Origin of the sequence: Variovorax sp. CF313 (assembly GCF_000282635.1) — a bacterium.
GTDB lineage: Bacteria > Pseudomonadota > Gammaproteobacteria > Burkholderiales > Burkholderiaceae_C > Variovorax.
Genome location: NZ_AKIW01000083.1, coordinates 36,415 through 59,257, shown reverse-complemented (window position 1 = coordinate 59,257; position 22,843 = coordinate 36,415). Strand labels below are relative to the sequence as shown.

At 67.5% G+C, this 22,843-nt stretch carries 22 protein-coding genes; 8 read left to right on the top strand and 14 right to left on the bottom strand.

All coding sequences use genetic code 11. The features are described from left to right. Positions 1-63 precede the first annotated feature (63 nt). Genes PMI12_RS20835 through PMI12_RS20815 form a run of 5 tightly spaced genes read right to left on the bottom strand, consistent with a single transcriptional unit; the run spans position 64 to position 5,782 of the window. Positions 64-1,104 carry a branched-chain amino acid ABC transporter permease gene (locus tag PMI12_RS20835; RefSeq protein ID WP_007836403.1) on the bottom strand — a complete coding sequence of 347 codons (1,041 nt, stop codon included), beginning with the start codon at positions 1,102-1,104 and terminating at the stop codon, positions 64-66. A 25-nt stretch (positions 1,105-1,129) separates the two neighbouring features. Further along, positions 1,130-2,269, bottom strand: coding sequence for an ABC transporter substrate-binding protein (locus tag PMI12_RS20830; protein ID WP_007836402.1), 1,140 nt, complete (start codon positions 2,267-2,269; stop codon positions 1,130-1,132). Positions 2,270-2,312: 43 nt separating this feature from the next. Next, a complete protein-coding gene (locus tag PMI12_RS20825) occupies positions 2,313-3,077 on the bottom strand; it encodes an SDR family NAD(P)-dependent oxidoreductase (protein WP_007836396.1) in 765 nt (254 codons plus the stop codon). A gap of 22 nt (positions 3,078-3,099) precedes the next feature. Beyond that, the gene (locus PMI12_RS20820; RefSeq protein WP_007836395.1) at positions 3,100-4,968 is read right to left on the bottom strand and encodes a feruloyl-CoA synthase; all 1,869 of its coding nucleotides are present in this window, start codon (positions 4,966-4,968) and stop codon (positions 3,100-3,102) included. 28 nt (positions 4,969-4,996) lie between these two features. After that, the gene (locus tag PMI12_RS20815; RefSeq protein ID WP_007836394.1) at positions 4,997-5,782 is read right to left on the bottom strand and encodes a crotonase/enoyl-CoA hydratase family protein; all 786 of its coding nucleotides are present in this window, start codon (positions 5,780-5,782) and stop codon (positions 4,997-4,999) included. A 156-nt stretch (positions 5,783-5,938) separates the two neighbouring features. On the opposite strand from PMI12_RS20815, the gene PMI12_RS20810 reads away from it, so the two are divergent. From PMI12_RS20810 to PMI12_RS20800, 3 genes are all read left to right on the top strand, one after another. Further along, positions 5,939-7,150, top strand: coding sequence for a thiolase family protein (locus PMI12_RS20810; protein WP_007836393.1), 1,212 nt, complete (start codon positions 5,939-5,941; stop codon positions 7,148-7,150). Between the two features lie 3 nt (positions 7,151-7,153). Next, positions 7,154-8,401 carry a thiolase family protein gene (locus PMI12_RS20805; protein WP_007836392.1) on the top strand — a complete coding sequence of 416 codons (1,248 nt, stop codon included), beginning with the start codon at positions 7,154-7,156 and terminating at the stop codon, positions 8,399-8,401. Between the two features lie 62 nt (positions 8,402-8,463). Then, the gene (locus PMI12_RS20800; RefSeq protein ID WP_007836391.1) at positions 8,464-10,035 is read left to right on the top strand and encodes an acyl CoA:acetate/3-ketoacid CoA transferase; all 1,572 of its coding nucleotides are present in this window, start codon (positions 8,464-8,466) and stop codon (positions 10,033-10,035) included. A 64-nt stretch (positions 10,036-10,099) separates the two neighbouring features. Here PMI12_RS20800 and PMI12_RS20795 read toward each other — a convergent pair whose 3' ends face one another. The 7 genes from PMI12_RS20795 to kefF all read right to left on the bottom strand — a co-directional run bounded on the left by PMI12_RS20795 (position 10,100) and on the right by kefF (position 17,480). Further along, positions 10,100-10,603, bottom strand: coding sequence for a MarR family winged helix-turn-helix transcriptional regulator (locus PMI12_RS20795; protein ID WP_007836387.1), 504 nt, complete (start codon positions 10,601-10,603; stop codon positions 10,100-10,102). A 126-nt stretch (positions 10,604-10,729) separates the two neighbouring features. After that, positions 10,730-11,197, bottom strand: coding sequence for a MarR family winged helix-turn-helix transcriptional regulator (locus PMI12_RS20790; RefSeq protein WP_007836384.1), 468 nt, complete (start codon positions 11,195-11,197; stop codon positions 10,730-10,732). 72 nt (positions 11,198-11,269) lie between these two features. Further along, on the bottom strand, positions 11,270-12,235 hold the full coding sequence (locus PMI12_RS20785; RefSeq protein WP_007836382.1) for a PDR/VanB family oxidoreductase: 966 nt from the start codon (positions 12,233-12,235) through the stop codon (positions 11,270-11,272). Then, complete coding sequence (locus tag PMI12_RS20780) at positions 12,232-13,287, bottom strand: aromatic ring-hydroxylating dioxygenase subunit alpha (RefSeq protein WP_007836381.1); 1,056 nt, start codon at positions 13,285-13,287, stop codon at positions 12,232-12,234. Before PMI12_RS20780 ends, PMI12_RS20785 begins: the two co-directional genes overlap by 4 nt. A gap of 42 nt (positions 13,288-13,329) precedes the next feature. After that, positions 13,330-14,667 carry an MFS transporter gene (locus PMI12_RS20775; RefSeq protein WP_007836380.1) on the bottom strand — a complete coding sequence of 446 codons (1,338 nt, stop codon included), beginning with the start codon at positions 14,665-14,667 and terminating at the stop codon, positions 13,330-13,332. A 230-nt stretch (positions 14,668-14,897) separates the two neighbouring features. Next, the gene (kefC, locus tag PMI12_RS20770) at positions 14,898-16,760 is read right to left on the bottom strand and encodes a glutathione-regulated potassium-efflux system protein KefC (protein ID WP_007836379.1); all 1,863 of its coding nucleotides are present in this window, start codon (positions 16,758-16,760) and stop codon (positions 14,898-14,900) included. After that, positions 16,761-17,480 carry a glutathione-regulated potassium-efflux system oxidoreductase KefF gene (gene kefF / locus PMI12_RS20765; protein ID WP_007836378.1) on the bottom strand — a complete coding sequence of 240 codons (720 nt, stop codon included), beginning with the start codon at positions 17,478-17,480 and terminating at the stop codon, positions 16,761-16,763. Between the two features lie 93 nt (positions 17,481-17,573). On the opposite strand from kefF, the gene PMI12_RS20760 reads away from it, so the two are divergent. Beyond that, positions 17,574-18,194 carry a ParA family protein gene (locus PMI12_RS20760; RefSeq protein WP_007836377.1) on the top strand — a complete coding sequence of 207 codons (621 nt, stop codon included), beginning with the start codon at positions 17,574-17,576 and terminating at the stop codon, positions 18,192-18,194. Positions 18,195-18,274: 80 nt separating this feature from the next. After that, the gene (locus tag PMI12_RS20755) at positions 18,275-18,736 is read left to right on the top strand and encodes a MaoC family dehydratase (protein ID WP_007836376.1); all 462 of its coding nucleotides are present in this window, start codon (positions 18,275-18,277) and stop codon (positions 18,734-18,736) included. 20 nt (positions 18,737-18,756) lie between these two features. Here PMI12_RS20755 and trmL read toward each other — a convergent pair whose 3' ends face one another. Further along, the gene (gene trmL, locus PMI12_RS20750; RefSeq protein WP_007836375.1) at positions 18,757-19,218 is read right to left on the bottom strand and encodes a tRNA (uridine(34)/cytosine(34)/5-carboxymethylaminomethyluridine(34)-2'-O)-methyltransferase TrmL; all 462 of its coding nucleotides are present in this window, start codon (positions 19,216-19,218) and stop codon (positions 18,757-18,759) included. 31 nt (positions 19,219-19,249) lie between these two features. Then, the gene (locus PMI12_RS20745) at positions 19,250-19,945 is read right to left on the bottom strand and encodes a ComF family protein (RefSeq protein WP_007836373.1); all 696 of its coding nucleotides are present in this window, start codon (positions 19,943-19,945) and stop codon (positions 19,250-19,252) included. A 53-nt stretch (positions 19,946-19,998) separates the two neighbouring features. Between PMI12_RS20745 and PMI12_RS20740 the strand changes: the two genes are divergently transcribed. The 3 genes from PMI12_RS20740 (at position 19,999) to coxB (ending at position 22,827) form a co-directional block, all read left to right on the top strand. Then, on the top strand, positions 19,999-20,913 hold the full coding sequence (locus PMI12_RS20740) for a biotin synthase (protein WP_007836368.1): 915 nt from the start codon (positions 19,999-20,001) through the stop codon (positions 20,911-20,913). A 199-nt stretch (positions 20,914-21,112) separates the two neighbouring features. Beyond that, positions 21,113-21,589: a DUF2244 domain-containing protein gene (locus PMI12_RS20735; protein ID WP_042673895.1), complete on the top strand. Its 477-nt coding sequence runs from the start codon at positions 21,113-21,115 to the stop codon at positions 21,587-21,589. A 59-nt stretch (positions 21,590-21,648) separates the two neighbouring features. Then, positions 21,649-22,827 carry a cytochrome c oxidase subunit II gene (gene coxB, locus PMI12_RS20730; RefSeq protein ID WP_007836364.1) on the top strand — a complete coding sequence of 393 codons (1,179 nt, stop codon included), beginning with the start codon at positions 21,649-21,651 and terminating at the stop codon, positions 22,825-22,827. Positions 22,828-22,843 lie beyond the last annotated feature (16 nt).

The following is a 22,843-nucleotide window of genomic DNA, read 5'->3' as shown; positions in this document are numbered from 1 at the left end:
GTACCCCGTCGGCGTGAGCGCACCCCGAACGACCCCTGGAGCGGCAAGAAGAACGTGTGCTCATCAATTCTCCTCATCCGAATGCCCGCTGCGCAACGAGCGCCACAGCAGCACCGGCAGGATGATGGTGAACACGATCACTTCCTTGAACGAGCTCGCCCAGAAAGAACCGAAGGACTCGATCACGCCCACTGCCAACGCACCGAGCAGTGCACCCGGGTAGCTTGCAAGCCCGCCAACCACGGCAGCCACGAAGCCTTTCAGGCCGATGAGAAATCCCGAGTCGTAGAACACGGTCGTGGTCGGCCCGATCAGCAGGCCCGAGAGCGCACCGATGAGTGCCGTCATCGCGAAAGTGAGCTGCCCCGCCGCCTGGGTGGAAATGCCCATGAGCCGCGCACCCAGCCGGTTCACGGCCGTTGCCCGCAGCGCCTTGCCATACAGGCTGCGCTCGAACATCAGGTACAGCAGCACGATCAGCGCGGCCGACATGGCAAAGATGATCAGCGCCTGCCCGCTCACGTTCAGCGGGCCCAGCGCCATGCGCTCGTCCCAGAACGGCGGGTTGCGAAAACCTTCAGCGCCGAAGAACAGCAGGCCCAGTCCCGTCATCGCGAAGTGCACGCCGACCGAGACGATCAGCAGCACCAGCGAACTCGCACCGGCCAGCGACTGGTACGCCACGCGGTACACCAGCGGCCCGAAGGCCGTCACGATGAACACCGTGAGCAGAGCCTGCACGCCGATCGGCAGGTTGCGCGGGCCGGCCCACGCCGACACCGCGCAGATGATGGCCGGCAGGGCGAAGGTACGCGCTGCCGCCTTCAGCCCGCCCGCCGCGCTGCCGCTGTGGCGCCAGGTCGTGACCAGATCCATCAGCGCGGCGACACCGGCCAGTATGAGCAGCAGCCACACCGTGCCCGGCGTCTTGCCGGTCTGGAAGACCGCCAGCGTCAGCGCGCCGTACGCCACGAATTCGCCCTGCGGGATGAAGATGACGCGGGTCACCGTGAAGACGAGCACGATGCCCATGCCCAGCAGGGCATAGATCGCGCCATTGGTAAGGCCGTCCAGCGTCAGGATGCTGGCGATTGATAAGTCCATGGCGTGAGGCTGCGATTGAAGAAGGTTACTGCTCGACCTTGAACGCGCCGTTCACCACCTTGAGCATCACGCCGGTCTCGGTCGTGTAGCCCCAGTGGTCCTGTGCCGTCCAGTTGAGCACGCCGTGCGCGAGCACCGTGCGGCCCATGCCTTCGAGCGCATCGCGCAGCGCGGCACGGAACTCCGGCGTGCCGGGCTTGGCCTTCTTGAGTGCAACCGGCACGGCCTTCTCGAGCACCGTGAGCGCGTCGGCCGAGTGGCCGGCGAACTGGTTGCGCGAGCCGGGGCCGTAGACCTTCTCGTAGCCCTGCACGAAGGCCACCGCGGCGGCCTTCGAGGGATGGCTGTCGGGCAACTGCTCGGCCACGGTGGCGGGGCCTGACACCACGAAGGTGCCTTCGGCATCCTTGCCGGCGGTGCGCATCAGGTCCTGCGTGGCGGCGGCGTGCGTCTGGTAGACCTTGCCCTTGTAGCCGCGCTCCATCACCGCCTTCTGCGGCATGCCTGCGCCGCTGCCCGAGGCCACGATCAGGATCGCGTCGGGGTTGGCCGACGTGAGTTTCAGCACCTGGCCGGTCACGCTGGTGTCGGAGCGCGCGAAGCGCTCGGTCGCGACGATCTTGATGCCGTTCTTGGCGGCCTCGGCGGTCAGCGCCTTGAGCCACAGTTCGCCGTACGCGTCGGTGTAGCCGAGGAAGCCGACCGTCTTCACGTTCTGCTTCTTCATGTGCGCGACCACTGCGTAGGCCATCACGTCGTTCGACTGCGGCATGCGGAAGAACCACTTGTCCTTGCCCGGCGGCAGGCTGGCGGGCGAGGTCGCGATCTGCGGCGTGCCGGCTTCGGCGGTCACGTCGGCCATCGGAATGGCGACCGGCGTGGCGCTGGATCCGATGATCACGTCGGCCTTGTCTTCCGTCACCAGGCGCTGCGCGTCCTTCACGCCGGTGGTCGGGTCGGTGGCGTCGTCGAGCACCACCACCTTGAGCGTCTCGCCCGCGATCGTCTTGGGCCAGATCATGATGCCGTTCTTCACCGGAATGCCGAGGCCGGAGGCCGGGCCGGTGAGGGGCTGCACCACGCCGATGGTGATGTCGGCATGGGCCATGCCCACGGCCATGAGCGCCAGCACGGCGGCGAGGGTGGTCTTTTTCTTGAATGTCATCGATGTCTCCTGAAGGAAGCGGGATGGAAGCGGGTTTGAAGAGTCAGCGCGGCGCCATGCGCAATGCACCGTCGAGGCGGATCACTTCGCCGTTGAGATGGCCGTTGGTGACGATGTGGCAGGCCAGCTCGGCGAACTCCGAGGGCTTTCCAAGGCGTGGCGGGAACGGGATCGACGCGGCCAGCGACTGCTGCACGGCTTCGGGCAGCTCCTTCATGAGCGGCGTGGCGAACAGGCCGGGCGCCACGGTGCACACGCGGATGCCGTGCTGGGCCAGGTCGCGCGCCATGGGCAGCGTCATGCCCACGAGCCCGCCCTTGGAGGCGCTGTAGGCCTGCTGGCCCACCTGGCCGTCGAACGCGGCGGCCGAGGCGGTGAACATCATCACGCCGCGTTCGCCGTTGTCCAGCGCGGGCAGCTTGGCGCAGGCGGCGGCGAACAGGCGGCTCACGTTGTAGCTGCCGATCAGGTTGATGGTGACCACGCGCGTGAAGTCTTCCAGCGGCGCGGCACTGCCGTCGCGCTGCACGATGCGCTTGGCGCTGCCGATGCCGGCCACGTTCATGAGGATGCGTGCGGGGCCATGGGCGGCGGCGGCCTTGTCCAGCGCGGCGGTCACGCTGGCGGCGTCGGTGATGTCGCAGGCGCACGCCACGCCGCCGATCTCGGCGGCGATCTTCTCGGCCTGTTCGGCATTGCGGTCGAGCACGGCCACCTTGGCGCCCAGGCGCGCCAGTTCGCGTGCGGTGGCTTCGCCGAGGCCGGATGCGCCGCCGGTCACGATGGCGGCTTGTCCTTGGATGTGCATGGTGGATTCCTTCCGGTGAAATTCAGTGTTGGGGAACGATGGTGAAAGGCAGGCTGCCGTCGTGCAGCGCGTTCACCAGATGCGCACGGTGCTGAAGCACGGCGCGCTGGTTGATGGAGCCTTTGTCGGTGATCTCGCCCTTGTCGAGCGATGGTGGCTCGGCCATCAGGTGGGCCCGTGCCACGCGCGTGGCGCTGCCGGTGGCCTGCGCCGCAAGCTGGTTCAGCACCTTCTGGAAATGCTGCTGCACGGGCGCGCTCTGCACCACTTCCTGCAGGCCGGCGGTGGCGGGCAGGCCGCTCAGGGTGCGGCAGGCGGCCGTGGGCAGCAGAAGCGCACCGACTTCCTTGAGGTTGATGCCGGTGAGCACGGCGTCCTGCACGTAGGGCGCGCAGGCCGCGATGATCTTGGCGCGCATGGGGCCCACGCTCACGAAGGTGCCGGTGCTGAGCTTGAAGTCCTCGGCGATGCGGCCGTCGAACTTCAGGCCCTTGTTGAGGTCGTTCTCGTCGATCCACTTCACTGCGTCGCCCGAGCAGTAGAAGCCCTCTTCGTCGAAAGCCTCGCGCGTGGCCTCGGGGTTGCGCCAATAGCCGGGCGTGATGTTGGGGCCGCGGTAGCGCACCTCGATTTTTCCGTCCACGGGCACCAGCTTGAGCTGCAGCCCCGGCGTGGGCACGCCGATGTCGCCGGCCTGCACGTCGGGGCTGTTCACGGCCAAGCAGAAGGGGCAGCCCTCGGTCATGCCCAGGCCCGTGTTCATGACGATGCGCTCGCCCACCTCGCGCTCGGCGCTTTCAAACAGCGCGTCCCAGATGGGCTGCGACAGTGCGGCCGCGGCGAAGAAGAACATCTTCACGCGGCTGAGCAGGTTCTTGCGCAGCTGGTCATCGGTCTTCATCGCCTGGGCGATCACCTCGAAGCCCGTGGGCACGTTGAAGTACACCGTGGGCGCGATCTCGCGCAGGTTGCGGATGGTCTCGGCCATGCCCGTGGGCGTGGGCTTGCCCTCGTCCAGGTACAGCGTGCCGCCGTTGTAGATGACGATGCCGAAATTGTGGTTGCCGCCGAACGTGTGGTTCCACGGCAGCCAGTCCACCAGCACCAGCGGCTCTTCGGCCAGCACGGGCATGGACTGGTTCATCTGCTGCAGGTTGGCGGCCCACATGCCATGCGTGACGATCACGGCCTTGGGCAGCTTGGTGGAGCCCGAGGTGAACATGAACTTGGCGATGCTGTCCGCGGTGATCGCGCTGTGCGCCGCATCCACGGCGGGCGTGGCGGGGGTGGCCAGCAGCTCGCTGAACGGCGTGGTGCGACGCCCTTCGATGCTGCCACTGCCCAGCACCACATGCACATCGGAGGCCACCGTGGCGCCGATGGCGCGGGCAAAGCGCCTGGCGTCGCTTGCGAACACCAGGCCCGGCGTCAGCGTGTCCAGCACGTGGCGCAGCTTGTCGTAGTCCTGGCTGATCGTGGAATACGCGGTGGACACCGTGCACTGCGGCACGCCGGCCACCAGGCAGCCCAGCGACAGCAGCGCATGGTCCAGGTCGTTCTCGCTCAGGATGGCCACGGGCCGCTCGGTGCCCAGGTTCATGCCCAGCAGCGCCTGCGCAATGCTGCGGGCCGCGGCCCACGCCTGGCTGTAGCTGATGTGGCGCCATTCGCCCAGGCTGCCATCGGCGTTCTTCACGCGCTGGGCCATCCACGTGCGCTCGGGCGCCACCTGCGCCCAGTGCGCCAGCCGCTCGGTGAGGCGCACGGGGTGCGGCTGCAGGGCCTGCGCGGCTTCGACATAGACCACGCCGTTGTCCGCTGCGCGGGTGCGCACTTCGGTGACACCGAAACGCAGGGGGCGGTAGCGAGGTGTGGAGGGGGTTGCAGTCATCAGGGGCTTTCCGTGCGCGCGACGTGCATCAGTCCTTCTTGACCTTGGCCGCCTTGCCGTCGAGGAAGGCGCGCACGCGGGCCTTGGCTTCGGGTGCGCTCTGTGCGATGGCGGCCATCATGGCTTCGGTCATCAGGCCCTGGTCGGACGGCTGCTCGGCAATGCGGGGCAGCGCGTGCATCAGCGCGTAGTTGGTCAGCGGCGCGTTCTGGGCGATGCGCTGGGCCAGCTCGAAGGCCTTGTCGAACGCGGTGCCAGCGGGCACGAGGTACTGCGCAAAGCCGACCTTCTCGCCGTCCACGGCGTTGTAGACGCGGCCGGTCATCATCATGTCGGTCATGCGGGCCGTGCCGATCAGGCGCGGGATGCGCACCGCGCCGCCACCGCCCACGAATATGCCGCGCGAGCCTTCGGGCAGCGCGTAGAAGGTCGATTCGTCGGCCACGCGGATGTGGCACGCGCTGGCCAGCTCCAGTCCGCCGCCCACCACGGCACCGTGCAGCGCGGCCACCACGGGCACGGGGCCGAACTGGACGCGATCGAGCGCTGCATGCCACATGCGCGAGTGGTGCAGGCCCTGGCCGGCATCGCGCTCCTTGAGTTCGCTGAGGTCCAGCCCCGAGCAGAAGTGCTCGCCCTGGCCGTCGATCACCGCGGCGGCCACAGTGGCGGGCAGGCTTTCCATCAAATCGCGCAGCGCGAGGATCAGGCCGTCGTTCAAGGCGTTGCGCTTGGCGGGGCGGGTCAGGCGGATGACCGCGATTTCCTCGCGTTCGCCGCGAATTTCCAGGGAGATGTCGGTGGACTGGGTCATGGTGAGGTCTGTGAGTTGATGAAATTATGGTTATTGAAAATAACTAAAACAAGGTCGAAGCCGGGCTCTTTTCTAGGTGCTTTCCCTAGCTTTTCCAGTGGATCATATGGTTATGATAAATAACTAAATGCAGCCTTCAGGAACAAGGAGCCCGCCATGAACGCCTTCATCCCCTACGGTATCTACTGGTCGTCTCCCTTTGCCAAGTGGCAGGGCTCGCTGGCCAACCTCAATGCACTGCCGCTGGCGGCCAAGGTGGGCCGGCAGGCGCTGGCGGCGCGCGGCTACGACCTCGCGGCGGTGGACCTGGCCATCCTGGGCATCACCAATCCGCAGAAGGGCAGCTTCTACGGACTGCCGTGGGTCACGGGGCTCATGGGCATCGATCGCGTGGCCGGCCCCACCGTGCAGCAGGCCTGCGCCACCAGCGTGCGCGCACTGCAGATGGCCGCGCAGGAAGTGGCCTGCGGCACGGCCGGTAGCGCGCTGCTGGTGATGGCCGACCGTCAGTCCAACGGGCCGGTCGTGTACTACCCGGATTCGAGTGGCACCGGCGGCTACGGCATCACCGAGCACTGGGTGCCCGACAACATGGCGCACGACCCCTACGCCAAGAACGCGATGCTGCAGACGGGCGAGAACGTGGCCGCGCGCTATGGCATCAGCACCGAGGAACAGCACGCGCTGAAGCTGCACCGCTACACCCAGTACCAGCAGGCGCTGGCCGATGACCGCGCGTTCCAGAAGCGCTACATGGCCGACGTACCGCTCTCCGACTCGAAATTCCGCAAGCAGACCGGCACGCTCGGCACCGACGAAGGCATCTTCCCGACCACGGCCGAAGGCCTGGCCAGGCTCAAGCCCGTGAAGGAGGGCGGCACCGTCACCTTCGGCGGGCAGACCCATCCGGCCGACGGCAACGCGGGCGCCATCGTCACCACGCGCGACCGGGCGCGCGCTGCGTCCATCGATCCCGGCATCGAGATCGAGATCCTGGGCTTCGGCATGGCGCGCGTGGAGGCGGGCTACATGCCCATGGCGCCGGTGCCCGCCACCTTCAATGCGCTGAAGCACGCGGGCCTCGCCATGAAGGACGTGGACGCCGTCAAGACCCACAACCCGTTCGCCGTGAACGACATCGCCCTGGCGCGCGACACCGGCTTCGCGTGGGAGCGCATGAACAACTACGGCAGCTCCATCATCTGGGGCCACCCGCAGGCGCCCACGGGACTGCGCGCCATCATCGAACTCATCGAAGAGCTGGTGCTGCGCGGTGGCGGCGTGGGCCTGTTCACCGGCTGCGCCGCAGGCGACAGCGGCTATGCCACCGTGCTGCGCGTGACCGACAGCAGAACCCAGAAAGCTTGATCCATGACCACTGAACATTCCTTTTCCGCTCCCCTGAATGCCTGGCTGATCGACGGCGTGCGCACGCCGATGGTCGACTACTGCGGTCCCCTGGGCCATGTGTCGCCCACCGACATGGGCATCAAGGTCGCCCGTGCGGTGCTGGAGCGCAGCGGCGTGTCCGCCGCCGACGTGAACTCGGTCATCACCGGATCGATGGCGCAGGCCGATTTCGACGCCTTCGTGCTGCCGCGCCACATCGGCCTGTACGCGGGCGTGCCGCAGAGCGTGCCGGCCATCCTGGTGCAGCGCATCTGCGGCACGGGGTTCGAGCTGCTCCGCCAGGCGGCCGACCAGATCGCGCTGGGCTATGCCGACGTGGCGCTGGTGGTGGGCACCGAGTCCATGACGCGCAACCCGATTGCCGCCTACACGCACCGCACGGGCTTCAAGCTGGGCGCGCCGGTGGAGTTCAAGGACTTCCTGATGGAAGCGCTGATCGACACCGCGGGCCCGGTCACGATGATCGAGACCGCCGAGAACCTGGCGAAGAAATACGGCATCACCCGCGAAGACGTGGACGCCTACGCCGCCCGCTCGTTCGAGCGAGCGCTCAAGGCCCAGGCCGATGGCTTCCTGGCCGGCGAGATCGTGCCGGTGACGAGCGAAAAATTCGCGCTCGAAGGCTATGCCACGCGGGGCATCACGCTGCCGCGCAAGGTGGCGCAGCTCGACCGCGACACCCACCCGCGCCCCTCGCCCATCGAGGCCCTGGCGGGCTTGCGCACCGTCTATCCCGGTGGCGTGCAGACGGCCGGCAACAGCTCGGCCCTGGTCGATGGCGCCGTGGGCGCGGTGGTGGCCGGCGATGCGTATGTGCAGCAGCGCGGCCTCAAGCCCCTGGCGCGTCTGCGCGGTGCGGCGGCGGTGGGCGTGGCGCCCGAGTACATGGGCATCGGCCCGGCCCCCGCCATCCGCGCGCTGCTGGCGCGCACCGGGCTCGCGCTGGACGACATCGGCCTGTTCGAAATCAACGAGGCCCAGGGCGCCCAGACCATCGCGGTGGAGCGCGAGCTGGGCCTCGACCGCGACAAGCTCAACGTGAACGGCGGCGCCATCGCGCTGGGCCACCCGCTTGCCGCCACCGGCGTGCGCCTCACGGTGACGCTGGCGCGCGAACTGCGCCGCCGCGGCCTGCGCTACGGCATTTCCAGCGCCTGCGTGGGCGGCGGGCAGGGCATGGCGTTGCTTATCGAAAACCCCGAAGCCTGAGAGCTGCCGGACTCAAGACGCCAGAACGACCGAACCCGTTCCCGACAACAAAACCACACGCCATGAAAATCATCACCGCCGCCCAAGCCGGGGCCCTCATCCCCGACGACGCCACCATCTTCCTGGGCGGCCTGGCCGTCACCAGCCTGCCCGAGGAAGTGCTCAAGGGCGTGGAGCAAACCTTTCTGGACACAGGCCACCCGCGCAACGTGACCACTTGGGCCTGCGGCGCCATCGGCAACAGCAAGGACGCGGGCATGGTGCACTTCGCCCACCCCGGCATGATCAAGCGCACCGTGGCCGGCCACTTCGGCCAGACCGGCGCCGAGATGATGAAGATGGTGTTCGAAGGCGAGGTCGAGGCCTACAACTTCCCGCAGGGCAGCCTGTCGCACCTCACACGGCACATCGCCAGCCGCAGCCCGGGCCTGCTGACCAAGGTGGGCCTGGGCACGTTCGTCGATCCGCGCATCGAGGGCGGCAAGCTCAACGGCAAGTCCACCGAAGACCTGGTCAGGCTGGTCGAATTCAACGGCGAGGAATGGTTGTTCTACCCCTCGCCCAAGATCGACGTGGCCATCATCCGCGGCACCCTGGCCGACGAGAACGGCAACATCACGCTGGACAAGGAAGGCATGCTGCTGGAGCAGATCAACATTGCCCATGCGGCCAAGGCCTGCGGCGGCATCGTCATCGCGCAGGTGGAGCGCATCGTCCAGGCCGGCAGCCTGCACCCCAAGTCGGTGAAGGTGCCGGGCGTGTCGGTGGACTACGTGGTGGTCAGCCAGCCCGAGAACCACATGCAGACCATCACCACGCAGTTCAGCCCCGCGCTGTGCGGCGACGTGCGCGTGCCCGTGAACTCGCTGGAGCCCATGCCGCTGGACGAGCGCAAGGTGATTGCCCGCCGCTCGGCGCTGGAGCTTGCGCCCGGCGCGATCACCAACCTGGGCATCGGCATCCCGGCCGGCGTGCCCTCGGTGGCAGCGGAGGAGGGCGTGGCCGACCAGCTGACCCTGAGTGTCGAGAGCGGCATCACCGGCGGCATTCCCGCGCAGGGCGGCGACTTCGGCGTGGCCTACAACGCCGACGCCATCATCGAGCAGTCGCTGCAGTTCGACTTCTACGACGGCGGCGGCCTGGACGCCAGCTTCCTGGGCCTGGCCCAGGTGGACAACCACGGCAACGTGAACGTGAGCAAATTCAACGGCCGCCCCGTGGGCTGCGGCGGCTTCGTGAACATCACGTGCTCCACGAAGAATCTGGTGTTCTGCGGCACCTTCACCGCCGGGGGCCTGCAGGTGAAGGTGGCCGACGGGCAGCTCACCATCGTCAAGGAAGGCAAGTCCCGCAAGTTCATCGAGAAGGTGGAGCAGATCACCTTCAATGGGCTGGATGCCGCGCGGCGCCAGCAGAACGTGCTGTTCGTCACCGAACGCGCGGTGTTCCACCTGACCACCGAAGGGCTGGAACTGATCGAGATCGCGCCGGGCATCGACCTGGAGCGCGATGTGCTGGCGCACATGGGGTTCAGGCCCCTGATGCGCGACGTGAAGACCATGGACCCAGGGCTGTTCCGCGCCCAGTGGGGTGGCCTGGCCAAGGCCATGGCCGAAAGGTCGCGCGTCGAGTGAAGTACCTCCGATAGCGCCCGCGTCGTCTTCGGCCCTGCGCGCGGACGCAGAACCACAGGGAACTTCATTCCCCCCGCGAGTACACCTTCTGCAGCAGCCGGATCAGCGTCTTGCGCTCGGCGGCCGTCAGGCGCCCGGTGGCGTCCACCTCCAGGTCGGCGGCGGTCTGCTCGGCCTGCGCGGTCAGATCCATCCCTGCCGGCGTGAGGTGCAGGCCCAGGGCGCGGCCGTCGCTCGGGTGCGGGCGGCGTTCGATCAACCCGCGCCGCTCCAGCGCGGCGATCAGTCCTACCAGGTTGGGCGGCAGCACATCGAGCGTGGCGCACAGCTGGCGCGAGGTGATGCCGGGGTTGTGCGCCATCAGCGACAGCACCGAGAAATCCACCACCTTCAGGCCGTACACCGCCATGCGCTCCATGAACACCTCGATCACGGCCAGCGAGGCGCGGCGCGCGTTGTAGCCCACCAGCGTGCGAAGGAAGGCGGTGTCCACGGACCCGGTCATGGGCGCCGGGGTGGCTGCGACCGCAGGGGCTGTCTTTTTCTTGATGGGTTGGACGCTGGGCATGGGGTGATTGTGCCGAGGCGACGCGTTCGCACGGCGTTCCATGTCCGATTACAACAGTCGGCTTGCGAAGCCACCACGGCGCTCGTGGACAACCCCGCCATCCCGAAGAGGGACCCGCCGCCCGCATTAAGCGCGCATCGGCGCGCGGCTCTTTTCGTTGTTGACGGTGACGAATTTCCTGAGCAACGCCATGAAATCCACGCGCTCCTTCTCGCTCAGCGAACCCAGGAGAGTGTCTTGCATCTGTGCCATCGCGGGCACCATCTCTGCAAGCAAATCCTCGCCGGCGGTCGTGAGGCGCAACTCGCGCTGTCCGCGCGCCAGCATCTTGCGGGTGATCAATCCCTTCGTTTCCAGGCGCGCGGCGATGTCGGCAGCGCTGGAGGTATCGAGGGCCACCTGCTGGGCCAGGGTGATCTGGTCGATGCCCGGCTTGTCCTGCAAGACGCGCATCGCGGCATATTGCACCGGCGTGACGTCGCGCCCCAGCGTCTCGTGGAATACCGACACTGCGATCTGATGGGCGCGCCGGATGAGGTGACCCGGCTGGTCGTTGATGTCGATCGCGGCGGTATTGGACTTGCTAAGGGACATGATGGAGAAACAGATCGGCTTCGGCGGCGCAGAAGCCCGCGATCTTACCGAGCCCCTCCCGCTCCAAGCGCCCTACAGGTCGAGCACGAGGATCGGCGAACGCGATCGCGAACAGCAGGGCGTGAACTGATCGTTGGCTGCCTGTTCCTCGGGCGTCAGATACATGTCCTTGTGGTCGGGTTCGCCTTCGAGCACGCGCGTGAGGCACGTGCCGCACACGCCCTGCTCGCACGAAGTGGCGACCTCGATACCCGCCGCCGCAAGGGCCTGCACCACCGTCTTGTCCTTGGGCACCGCAACAATGCGGCCGGAGCTCGCGAGCTTGACCTCGAAGGCTGCGTCGGCGTCCGACTTGACCACCTCGGCCGAGAAGAATTCGTAGTGGAGCTGGTCGACCGGCCAGCCGGCGGCGCGTGCAGCGTCGAGCACCCAGTCCATGAAGCCCTTGGGCCCGCACACGTACAGATGAACGCCCGTCTTCGGAGCCTGGACAACGGCCGGAAGCGACAACTTCTGCGTTTCATCCCCGTCATCGAAGTGAAATTGCACCCGGGAAGCGAATGGCGCTCGCGCGATGCGCTCGACAAACGCGGTGCGTTCCTGCGAACGCGTGCAGTAGTGCATTTCAAAGGCCGCGTTGGCGACCGCCAGCCGCTCCGCCATGCACAGAATGGGCGTCACACCGATTCCGCCGGCAATCAGCACGCTGTGCGCGGCGCCGTGCGCCAGCGGGAAGTGGTTCTTCGGTGCGCTGATGCGAAGCGCGTCGCCCTCCTTGACGAGGTCGTGCATCGTTTGCGATCCGCCGCGGGAGTTCGGGTCGCGCAGCACGCCGATCAGATAACGATGGCTCTCGCTCGGGTCATTGCACAGCGAGTACTGGCGCGTGACACCGTTCGGCATGTGCACGTCGATGTGCGAACCGGCCGAGAACGCCGGCAGGGCGCCTCCATCTTCCCGCACCAGTTCGAATGTGCAGATGTCCAGCGCTTCGACGTGCTTGCGTGCAACGCGCACGTTGAGTTCGGAGGCGTTCATTCTGCGACCTCCTGCTTGCTGGAAGCTTCGTCTTCCTGTGCGATCAGGCGTTCGATGACACGGCGCGACTGCACGCCGCCGGAATCGATGTTGAGCTTGAGCAACTGCCGTTGCGGGTGCGCGAGCAGGTTGCGCTGCTGCGATTCGAGCATCTCGAGGTCTTCGCTGAAGATCTTGCCCTGGCCTTCGCGGATCGATGCGGTGAGCGCCTTGTCGTGCGGCTGAAAATTGCGTGCCATGCCCCAGAAGTACCAGATCGAGGTTTCCGTTTCGGGGGTGATGAAGTCGACCACGATGCTCGACACCTTGTGCGCCGGGTCGGCGTGATAGCCGCCCTTGCCGGCGTGCGCGACGCCGACTTCGATCAGCACGTGACTCGGCGGCGTGAAACGGCAGATTTGCCAGCGGTCGACCGGCACGTCGTCGGCCAGGTGGTTGCCGCGCAGCGCCATGCGCCAGAAAGGGGGCGCCATGATGTTTTCCATGTGGCGGGCGGTGGTGACGGTGTCGCCTTCGGTGACGGTCTTGGTCGGCGTCTCGTCGATTTCCTTCTGGCCGATGCTGGTCGCGTGCACGTAGGTCTCGTGCGTCAGGTCCATCAGGTTGTCGATCATGAGCCGGTAGTCGCACTGGATATGGAAGAGGCCGCCGCCGTAGGCCCAATCCGGGCTTTCGGCCCACTCGAGGTGATGCAGCTTGGCCGGGTCGGACAGGGCCGGGTCGCCGGGCCACACCCAGACAAAACCATAGCGCTCGATCACCGGGAAGGACCGGATCGCGGGGAATCCACGCACGCGCTGGCCGGGCATGGCGACCGTCTTGCCGTCGCAGCCCATCTCCAGGCCGTGATAGCCGCACACGAGCTTGCCTTCGACGACCGAGCCGAGCGAGAGCGGTGCACCCCGATGCGGGCAGAAATCCTCCAGCGCCGCAGCCTTGCCCTCAGCCGCACGGTACAGCACGAGCTTCTCGCCGCAGATCATCCGGCCCAGCGGCTTGTCGTCGATTTCGTTGGCGGTGCAGGCCACGTACCAGGCATTTTTCGGGAACATGTGTGTCTCCTTGAGATTTCCGGGAAAGAAAAAGAAACCGGCTCAGCGCGCACTGATCACGGCGCCTGTGGACTGCCGCGCGGCGCTTTGGCGCAGCGCCAGCACTGCCGCCATCGCCGCGATCAGCGGCAGCGCATAGGCGTAGTACAGCTTCGGTGCCTGCCAGCCGCCGTCGAGCAGCATGCCGGCAATCAGCGGAGCGAGGATGGCACCGATGCGGCCGATGCCGATGGCCCAGCCCATGCCGGTCGTGCGCACTGCCGCCGGATAGATGACCGGCGCGAACGCATAGAGGCCGGCCATCGAGCCGAAGATGAATGCGCCGATCAGGAAGGCAATCGCGAACGACGCACCGAGGTGACCGGTCGAGGCGCCGAAGGCGGCCATGGCGACGGCTGTCATCGTCAGGCTGGCAGCCGTCAGCCGGCCGAGGTCCAGCCGGGCGGCCAGCAGCCCGAACAGGCTGCCGCCAACGATGCCCCCGATGTTCAGCAGCACGCCGCCCGTGATCCCCTGGCGGGCCGAGAGCCCCGCCGAAACCAGCAGCTTCGGCGTCCAGCTGAGCGCGAAGTAGAAGCTGAACATGAGCAGGAAGAATGCGGCCCAGAGCAGCAGCGTCGAGCGGGCCAGTCCGCCGTTGAACAGGCCCGGGATCGTGTTGGAAGGGCGTTCGCCAACGGCCGGGAGCGGCGGGAGTTCGGCCAGTTCGGTGCGCTGCATTTTTCGTAGCAGGGCGTTGAGCTTTTGCAGCGCGCCAGCCGGGCGCCTCGAAGTGAGGAAGTCGACGGATTCCGGCAGCCGCCAGAGCACCAGCGGAATCATGGCGACCGTGGCGAGGCCGCCGAAGACGAAGACCGAGCGCCACCCGTAGGCCTCGAGCAGCACCGCGGCGATGCTGCCACCGATCGTCGCGCCGATGGGATAGCCCGTCGCCTGCAAGGCGACAGCCGTGCTGCGCCACTTGTTCGAGGCGAATTCAGCAGTGATGACGCCGACGCTGGCCAGCATTCCGCCGATGCCGAGCCCTGTGAGTGCGCGCAGGGCCGCCAGTTGGGTGCTGCTCTGCGCCAGCGCCGAAAGCCCCATGCCGAGCGCGATCACGACGAGGCACAGGAGGATGATGGCCTGGCGCCCGAATCGGTCGGCAAGGGGCGCGAGAAACAGCGAACCGGCGGCCATGCCAAACAGACCGGCACTGAACAACACGCCGAGCTGGGCGCCGCTGAGCTTCCATTCGGCCGAGACGCTGGCGGCGGTGAATGCCATCACCAGCACGTCGAAGCCGTCGAGCATGATGAGCGTGACGCAGATGGCGATCGCGCTCCATTGGAATCTGCTCATGGGACCTTCGTCCAGGTCACGGCGCAAGGCGTGTTTCATCGTTGTCTCCTGAAGGGAAATACAAGCGCAGTCGCACGAAGCATTTTTTTGAGTGCGACATGACATTCAGCACACTGAATATGACAATCAGTGTACTGAATGAAGGATCGGGGCTTGCTGAGGGGAAACCCTGATGGAAATCGATATGGCGTCTCGCTCTTCTTGGCTGGGGCGGCGGGTCCAAGCCCGACGTGATGCCGGGGCCCCCTGAAGGCGCGAGCGGAGGGGCGCTACGCGTCCGCCTCTTCCTTCGTTGCCTCGTTTTCGTCGATCCGATCCCAGTCGCGCCCCGAGCGCCGCTGCCGCTCCTCGCGCTCGCGCGCCATCTGTTCCTCGAACTGCTGGCGGCCCGCCTTGTTGGCCGCGATCAGCTTGGCGCGGTCCTTGTAGTGCGGATAGATCTCGTCGCTGAGCTTGATATTCCGGCGGCGAAAGCGCATGGCCGACTCGCGCGCTTCATGCGCCGGCCAGCCCAGTGCTTCGAGCGCGGTGCGGGCGCTGCGCAGCGATGACTCGAACACCTCGCGCTCCACGTCCATCACGCCACGGTCGCGCAGCTGGAACAGGTGCGTCACGTTGCGAGCCCGCGCGATGATGCGCGCCTGCGGGAAGTTCTCCTTCACCAGGTCGACGATTTCGAGCGACTGCTCGATGTCGTCCACCGCCACCACGATGGCCTTGGCCGAGCCGGCGCCTGCGGTGCGCAGCAGGTCGAGCCGCGTGGCATCGCCGTAGAACACGCGAAAGCCGAACTGGCGCAAGCCTTCGACGGTGTCGGCGTCGTGGTCGAGCACGGTCACGCGCAGGCCTTGCGACATCAGCATGCGGCCGACGATCTGTCCGTATCGGCCGAAGCCGCAGATCAGCACCTTGGCGTCCTGCTGCTCCGAAATCTCTTCCAGCTGGGTGCCGCCGTTGCGGCTGTAGCGCGGCAGCACGAACTTGTCGAGCAGCACCAGCAGCAGCGGCGACAGCAGCATCGACAGCGCGACCGCGCCGATCAGCAGCGAGGTGATCTCGGGCGGCAGCACGTCGGGCCCCGCGGCCTGGAACACCACGAACGCGAACTCGCCGCCCTGCGCCAGCAGCAGCGTGAACACCGGGCGCTCCTGGTAGGCAATGCCCATGGCCTTGGCGAGCGCGTAGATCACCACCAGCTTGACGGCCATGAAACCGACCACCAGCATCGCCATGACCCAGGGGCTCGCGATCAGCACGCCGAAGTTGATCGACATGCCCACGGCGATGAAGAACAGGCCCAGCAGCAGGCCCTTGAAGGGCTCGATGTCGGTCTCGAGCTCGCGCCGGTATTCGCTCTCGGCCAGCAGCACGCCGGCGAGGAACGCGCCGAGCGCCATCGACAGGCCGACTGCCTGCATCAGCGCGGCGATGGCCACCACCAGCAGCAGCGCGGCGGCGGTGAAGATCTCGGGCGTGTCGCTGCGCGCGATCCAGCGCAGGATGGGACGCAGCAGCAGCCGGCCGCCAAGGATGATGCCGCCGATCACGCCGATGATCTTCGCGGCTTCCAGCGCGCGTTCGAGGCCGGTGATGGACTGCTCGGCCGTGGTGGCGCCCGCGAGCAGCGGCAGCAGTGCGAGGATCGGAATCGCGGCCACGTCCTGGAACAGCAGGATCGAGAAGCCGGCCTGGCCGCTGGGCGTCTTCAGCAGGTTGCGCTCGCCGAACACCTGCAGCGCAATGGCGGTGGACGACAGCGCGAGGCCCAGCGCTGCCACCAGCGCCACGCGCCATTCGGCGCCCACGGCCCAGCCCGCGGCGAACAGCACCGTCGCGCAGCTCAGCACCTGCGCGGCGCCCCAGCCGAAGATGGGGCGGCGCAGGTTCCACAGGCGCTTGGGTTCGAGTTCGAGGCCCACGAGGAACAGCATCAGCACCACGCCGAACTCGGCGAAGTGCAGCACGTCCTCGACGCTGGACACGAGGCCCAGTCCCCAGGGGCCGATGGCGATGCCGGCCACGAGGTAGCCGATGATCGAGCCGAGGCCCAGGGCCTTCGACAGCGGCACCACCAGCACGGCGGCGCCAAGGTAGATCAGGCTGTTGGTCAGCCAGGCGGGTGCGTGTTCCATTCAGGCCGCCTTGCCGTTGTCTGCGGCCGTGACCGCGAGGCCGTGGGCCATGGCAGCCTGGAGGGCGCTGGAGACCACCTGGCCGATGTCGTTGGTGTCGGCTGGCCGGTCGCTCTCGGGCACGGGGCAGGCCACGCAGGCGTCGATCTCCTCGATCTCGGGCCAGTCGGGGTAGCTGCCGAGGCGCTGGGCAAAGGTTGCGACGTGCGACGCCACGTCCGCCTCGCTGGCGCTGCGCGCACCGTAGAAGACCAGCGGCGGCAGGAAGCGCATGCCGCACAGCGCGGCGGTCTGCTCGTAGGGCGGCAGGAAGGCGTCGAAGAAATAGCGGTGGTAGTTCTGGGGGTGGTACGCGGCTTCGGGGCTGCCGGTGGTGGCAACCAGCCAGAGGTCCTTGCCCTGCAGCGCCGTGCCGCCGGGGCCGTAGGCCCAGCCGTAGCCGAGCACGTCGTCGACCCAGAGTTTTTGCAGCGCTGGCATCGAGTACCACTGGATCGGGTGCACCAGCACCACCAGGTCGGCCTTGGCGAGCCGGGCCTGCTCGGCTTCGACGTCGATGGCGAAGTCGGGGTAGCTGCCGTAGAGGTCGTTGACGTCGATGCCCGGCACGGCCCGCGCGGCGGCGAGCATGCGGCGGTTGACGCGCGAGTCGCGCCAGTGCGGGTGGGCCGCGAGCACGTAGATGCCGCCGGAATTTCCCGTGGATGTTGTTGTCGTCATCCCGCGAACATAGCGCAGTCAAGGCCGGTTCGCCGGGCGAAAGGGCGCCGGCGGCTACCATTCCCGCTGTCCCTGTTCCGGAGGAGAGCTTTTATGCCGGTGGTTCTGGTCGCCAATCCCAAGGGTGGCGTAGGCAAGTCGACGATCGCGACCAACGTTGCGGGCTACTTCGCAAGCCACGGCCATGCCGTGATGCTGGGCGACGTGGATCGCCAGCAATCCTCGCGGCTCTGGCTGGGCCTGCGTCCGCCGATGGCCCGGCCCATCGCCACCTGGGAGGCCATCGGCGACAGCACGGTGGTGCGGCCGCCGCGCGGCACCACGCACGCGGTGCTCGACACGCCGGCCGGCCTGCACGGCTGGCGCTTCAAGGAAGTGCTGGCGCTGGCCGACCGGGTGATCGTGCCGCTGCAGCCGAGCATCTTCGACATCTACGCGACGCGCGACTTCCTCGACCGGCTGCTGGAAGACCGCCGCGCCGAAAAGACGAAGATCGGCCTCGTCGGCATGCGCGTGAACGCCCGCACGCTGGCGGCCGACCGGCTCCACGAGTTCATCGCCGGGCTCGGCGTGCCGGTGATCGGCGAACTGCGCGACACGCAGAACTACGTGCAGCTCGCGGCGCGCGGACTCACGCTGTTCGACATCGCGCCCGGCCGCGTGCAGCGCGACCTGGAGCAGTGGCAGCCGATCCGCGAATGGCTCGACACCTAGTCCAGGCTCCCGGTTTTCCCTGAGCCCGGTTGTCGCGAGCCCGACAGCCGGGCGTACACCCCGCACGCCAGAATGCCCGCATGACCAAAAAGACATTCCAGACCCTTCAGGATCTCGCCGCCTGCGTTGGCCAGGAGGTCGCCGTGAGCGACTGGATCACCATCACGCAGGAACAGGTCAACCAGTTCGCCGAGGCGACGGGCGACCACCAGTGGATCCATATCGATGTCGAGCGGGCCAAGGCCGGCCCCTTCGGCGGGCCGATCGCCCATGGTTTCCTCACGCTGTCGCTGCTGCCGCGCTTTTTCGAGACGGCGATCGACGTGGTCGAGTCGCGCATGGGCGTGAACTACGGCATGAACCGGGTTCGCTTCATGTCGCCGGTGCCGGTGGGCAAGAGGCTGCGCGCCCGCATGAAGCTGCTGAGTTCGGAGCCGATCGCCGACGACGGCTTCCAGATGACCTGGGAAGTCACCATCGAGCTCGAAGGCGCCGCCAAGCCGGCGTGCGTGGCCGAGTCGGTGGTGCGCCGCTACCGCTGAGGCGTCGGGCTTTTTTCGTTTCAGCCGAAGCCGTTCTGCCGCCAGGCCTCGAACACCGTCACCGCCACTGCATTCGAGAGATTCAGGCTGCGCTGGCCCTCGCGCATCGGCAGCCGCAGGCGCTGCGGCTCGGCGAAGCCGTCGCGCACGACGGGCGGCAGGCCGCTGGTCTCCGAGCCGAACACCAGCCAGTCCCCGGGCTGGAAGCGCACATCGTGCACGGGCCGCGTGCCGCGCGTGGTGAGGGCGAACATGCGGTCGGCGGCCGGTTGCTCCGTGGCGAGCAGCGCCTGCCAGTCGGCGTGGCGCTTCACTTCGGCGTACTCGTGGTAGTCGAGCCCTGCGCGGCGCAGCAGGCGGTCGTCCATCGAAAAGCCGAGCGGCTCGACCAGGTGCAGCGTGCAGCCGGTGTTGGCGGCGAGCCGGATCACGTTGCCGGTGTTCGGCGGGATTTCGGGGTGGACCAGGACGATATGGAACATGCGCCGATTGTCGGCGGGCCGCCTCGGAGGTTCAGCGCGGCGGATCGGTCCGGGCCAGCACGACGGCCGTAACATGGGCCGCGCCCGCCAGCCGCAGCACTTCGGCGGCCGCGAACAGCGAGGCGCCGCTGGTCATCACGTCGTCCACCAGCACGAGGCGCTGGCCGCGCAGCTTCTCGGCGCGCAGCGGTTCCACGGCGAAGGCGCCGCGCAGGTTGTGCAGCCGGTCGGCGCGCGAAAGGCCGCTCTGTGCGGGCGTCTCGCGGGTGCGCAGAAGCAGGGTGGCGTCGGTCTTGGCAGGCGACAGCCGCCGCGCCAACTCGTGCGCCTGATTGAAGCCGCGTTCGCGCAACCGGCCCGGCGCCAGCGGCATCGGCAGCACGCTGTCGCAAGCCTCCAGCGCCGGCTCCACCCAGGGCGTGCTGCGCAGCAGCGTGGCGAACGGGCCGGCCCAGCCGGCCTCGCCCCGGAACTTGAATGCCGTAATGGCGTCCGGCCACGGCCATGCGTAGGTGCAGGCCGCGAGGCAGGCGTCCAGCGGCGGCGGGTGCGTCACGCAGTCGCCGCAGCGGCTCACGCCTTCGGGCACGGGCAGGGCGCAACTGCAGCAGCGCGCCGTCGGCGGTGCGAAGCGGGCCACGCAGGCATCGCACACCGGGCGAGACGGCCAGGCGCGGCAGACCGCGCACTGGCTGGGCAGCCGTGCGAGCAGCGAGGTGAAAGGCATGAAAGGCCACAAGGCCCGATGGCTGGACATGGCCTCAATATACTCACGGCCCCATGGCCACCGACCCCTCACGACGACCGCCGACCATCGATGCCACGGCGGCCGCCCGCTGGCGCCAACTCGCGCCTGCCGACGGCTCCCCCTGGCTGCACGAGGAAATCGGCCGCCGGATGGAAGACCGGCTGCAATGGATCAAGGCCCAGCCCCGCACATGGGCCGACTGGGCACCGTTGCGCAGCGGCCTCGAGGCGCATGAACTCGTCGCCCGCCGCTACAAGGACGCGGCTTCCTTCGTGATCGAGCCGGAGCCCGCGCTCGCGGCCGCCACCGGCCAGGCGCTGGCCGCCCCATGGTGGAGCGCGCGCCGCTGGCAGGCCGGCAAGGCGCGCTTCGACGCGCCGCCCGAAGACGGCGTCGACCTGCTATGGGCCAACATGTCGCTGCACATGGCGGCCGACCCGGAGGCGCTGATTGCGCACTGGCACAAGCTGGTGGCGACCGACGGCTTCCTGATGTTCTCTTGCCTCGGGCCCGATACCGTGCGCGAGCTGCGCGCGCTGCATGCCCGGCTCGGCTGGCCGGCCGCGGGCCACGAGTTCACCGACATGCACGACTGGGGCGACATGCTGGTGCACGCCGGCTTCGCCGAACCGGTGATGGACATGGAGCGCATCGTGCTGACCTGGGCCACGCCCGAGGCGGCGCTGGCCGAACTGCGCACGCTGGGCCGCAACCTGCACCCGACGCGCTTCCCGGCGCTGCGCGGCAAGGCCTGGCACCGGTCGCTGAAGAAGGCGTTGCCCGAACTCGCCCCGGCCGAAGAGGGCGGCGGGCGCATCGCGCTGACCTTCGAGGTCATCTACGGCCACGCGTTCAAGCCGGTGCCGCGCGTGTCGCTGTCGGCCGAAAGCGCGGTGTCGTTGCGCGAGATGCGCTCGATGCTCCAGCGCGGCCGCCCGGGTGCCTGATACGGGCCTTTTTGCCTAGTTAGTAGTGACCCGTAGGCGTCCTCTACGCAACGCGGGCGCAGATATCTACCCGCTACAATCCGCCGTTGCGTGGAACCCGCGGGTATTGTCCCGCGATCGACGGGTGTCGGATCCTGTTTGTACGAAGGTGTACGAGGGATTGGGCGACCATCGACGCACCGATTTGCTGAACTCGCCCGTGTCGAATTCCGTGTTTCGATTTGCCACCGTTTCAGGCCAGAGCATCCACTGGTTCCTGAGGCGGAACTGCTCGGTGACGCCGAGCCAGCTGGGCTGGCTCTACGCCTCGCTGTGCGTGGTATCGCTCGGCACCGGCACCCTGTTCTGGCTGCACGGTGCGCCGCTGGTTCTGCCTTTTGCCTGGCTCGAGCTGGCCGCTGTCGGGTTTGCGTTCATGGTCTACGCACGGCATGCGACCGACGGCGAGAAGATCGCGCTGCAGGAGGGGCGGCTCGTCGTGGAGCTCGAGAACGGCGGGCACTACGAACGCACGGAATTTCTTCCGCACCAGGTGCGGATCGAACCGCAGACCGGCGATCGCTCGCTGATCGAGGTCTCGGGGCAGGGTCGATCGGTCAGGGTGGGGCGCTATGTACGCCCGGAGTTGCGTGCGGCTTTGGCCCGCGAGATTCGCATGGCGTTGCGTGGCGCCTGAGGGGGCTCGCGCAGTGCTGCACGGTTGGGTTGTCGATAAATTGAAGAAACGTGAACACGATGAAGAGCATTTGGCGCAATAAGTACAGGCCGGCGAATCTGTTGCTGGCGGCCGGCGCGGCTTTCAGCAGCGCGGCGCACGCAGTCAACGATCTGCCCGGCGGCCCTTCGGTTCGCCAGTTGAATCTTCCGGTCGGCGTGACCAAGATCGCGCAGGAGCAGCATCTGCTCCACACGATCATGATGATCCTGTGCACGGTCATCTTCGTCGCCGTGTTCGCGGTCATGTTCTATTCGATCTGGAAGCACCGCAAGTCGGTCGGCCACAAGGCGGCCAACTTCCATGAATCGGTGGTGGTCGAGGTCATCTGGACCATCGTGCCCTTCCTCATCGTGATCGTCATGGCGCTGCCCGCCACCAAGGTGCTGGTGGCCCAGAAGGACACCACCAACGCCGACCTCACGATCAAGACCACCGGCTATCAATGGAAGTGGGGCTACGACTACCTGAACGGCGAAGGCGAGGGCCTGGCCTTCATCTCCACGCTCGACAGCTCGCAGCGCGCGATGTCCGACGCCGGCGCCAAGGGCGCGATGCCCGACGACTACCTGCTGAAGGTCGACAACCCGCTGGTGGTGCCGGTCAACAAGAAGGTCCGCATCATCACCACCGCGAACGACGTGATCCACGCCTTCGCCGTGCCGCAGCTGGGCTTGAAGCAGGACGCGATTCCCGGCTTCGTGCGCGACACCTGGTTCCGTGCCGAGACCGTGGGCGACTACTACGGCCAGTGCCAGGAACTGTGCGGCAAGGAACACGCCTACATGCCGATCCACGTGAAGGTGGTCTCGTCGGCCGACTACACGACCTGGGTGGCCGCCAAGCGCAAGGAAGCCGCCGCCAAGCTCGACGACCCGACCAAGGTCTGGACGCTGCCCGACATGCTCGTTCGTGGCGAAAAGGTCTATGCCGCCAACTGCGCCGCCTGCCACCAGGCCAACGGCAAGGGCGCGGGCCCGATCAAGGCGCTCGACGGCGACCCGAAGGTGCTCGATGCCGACCACTCGGTACAACTGCATGTGCTGCTCAACGGCCAGAACAACGGCGCGATGCCGTCCTGGAAGCAGCTGAGCGATACCGACCTCGCGGCCGTGGCCACGTACACCAAGAACAGCTGGTCGAACAAGACCGGCCAGCTGGTGCAGCCGGCCGAAGTGCTGGCCCTGCGCGGCAAGTGATGCGACAGCGTCCCGC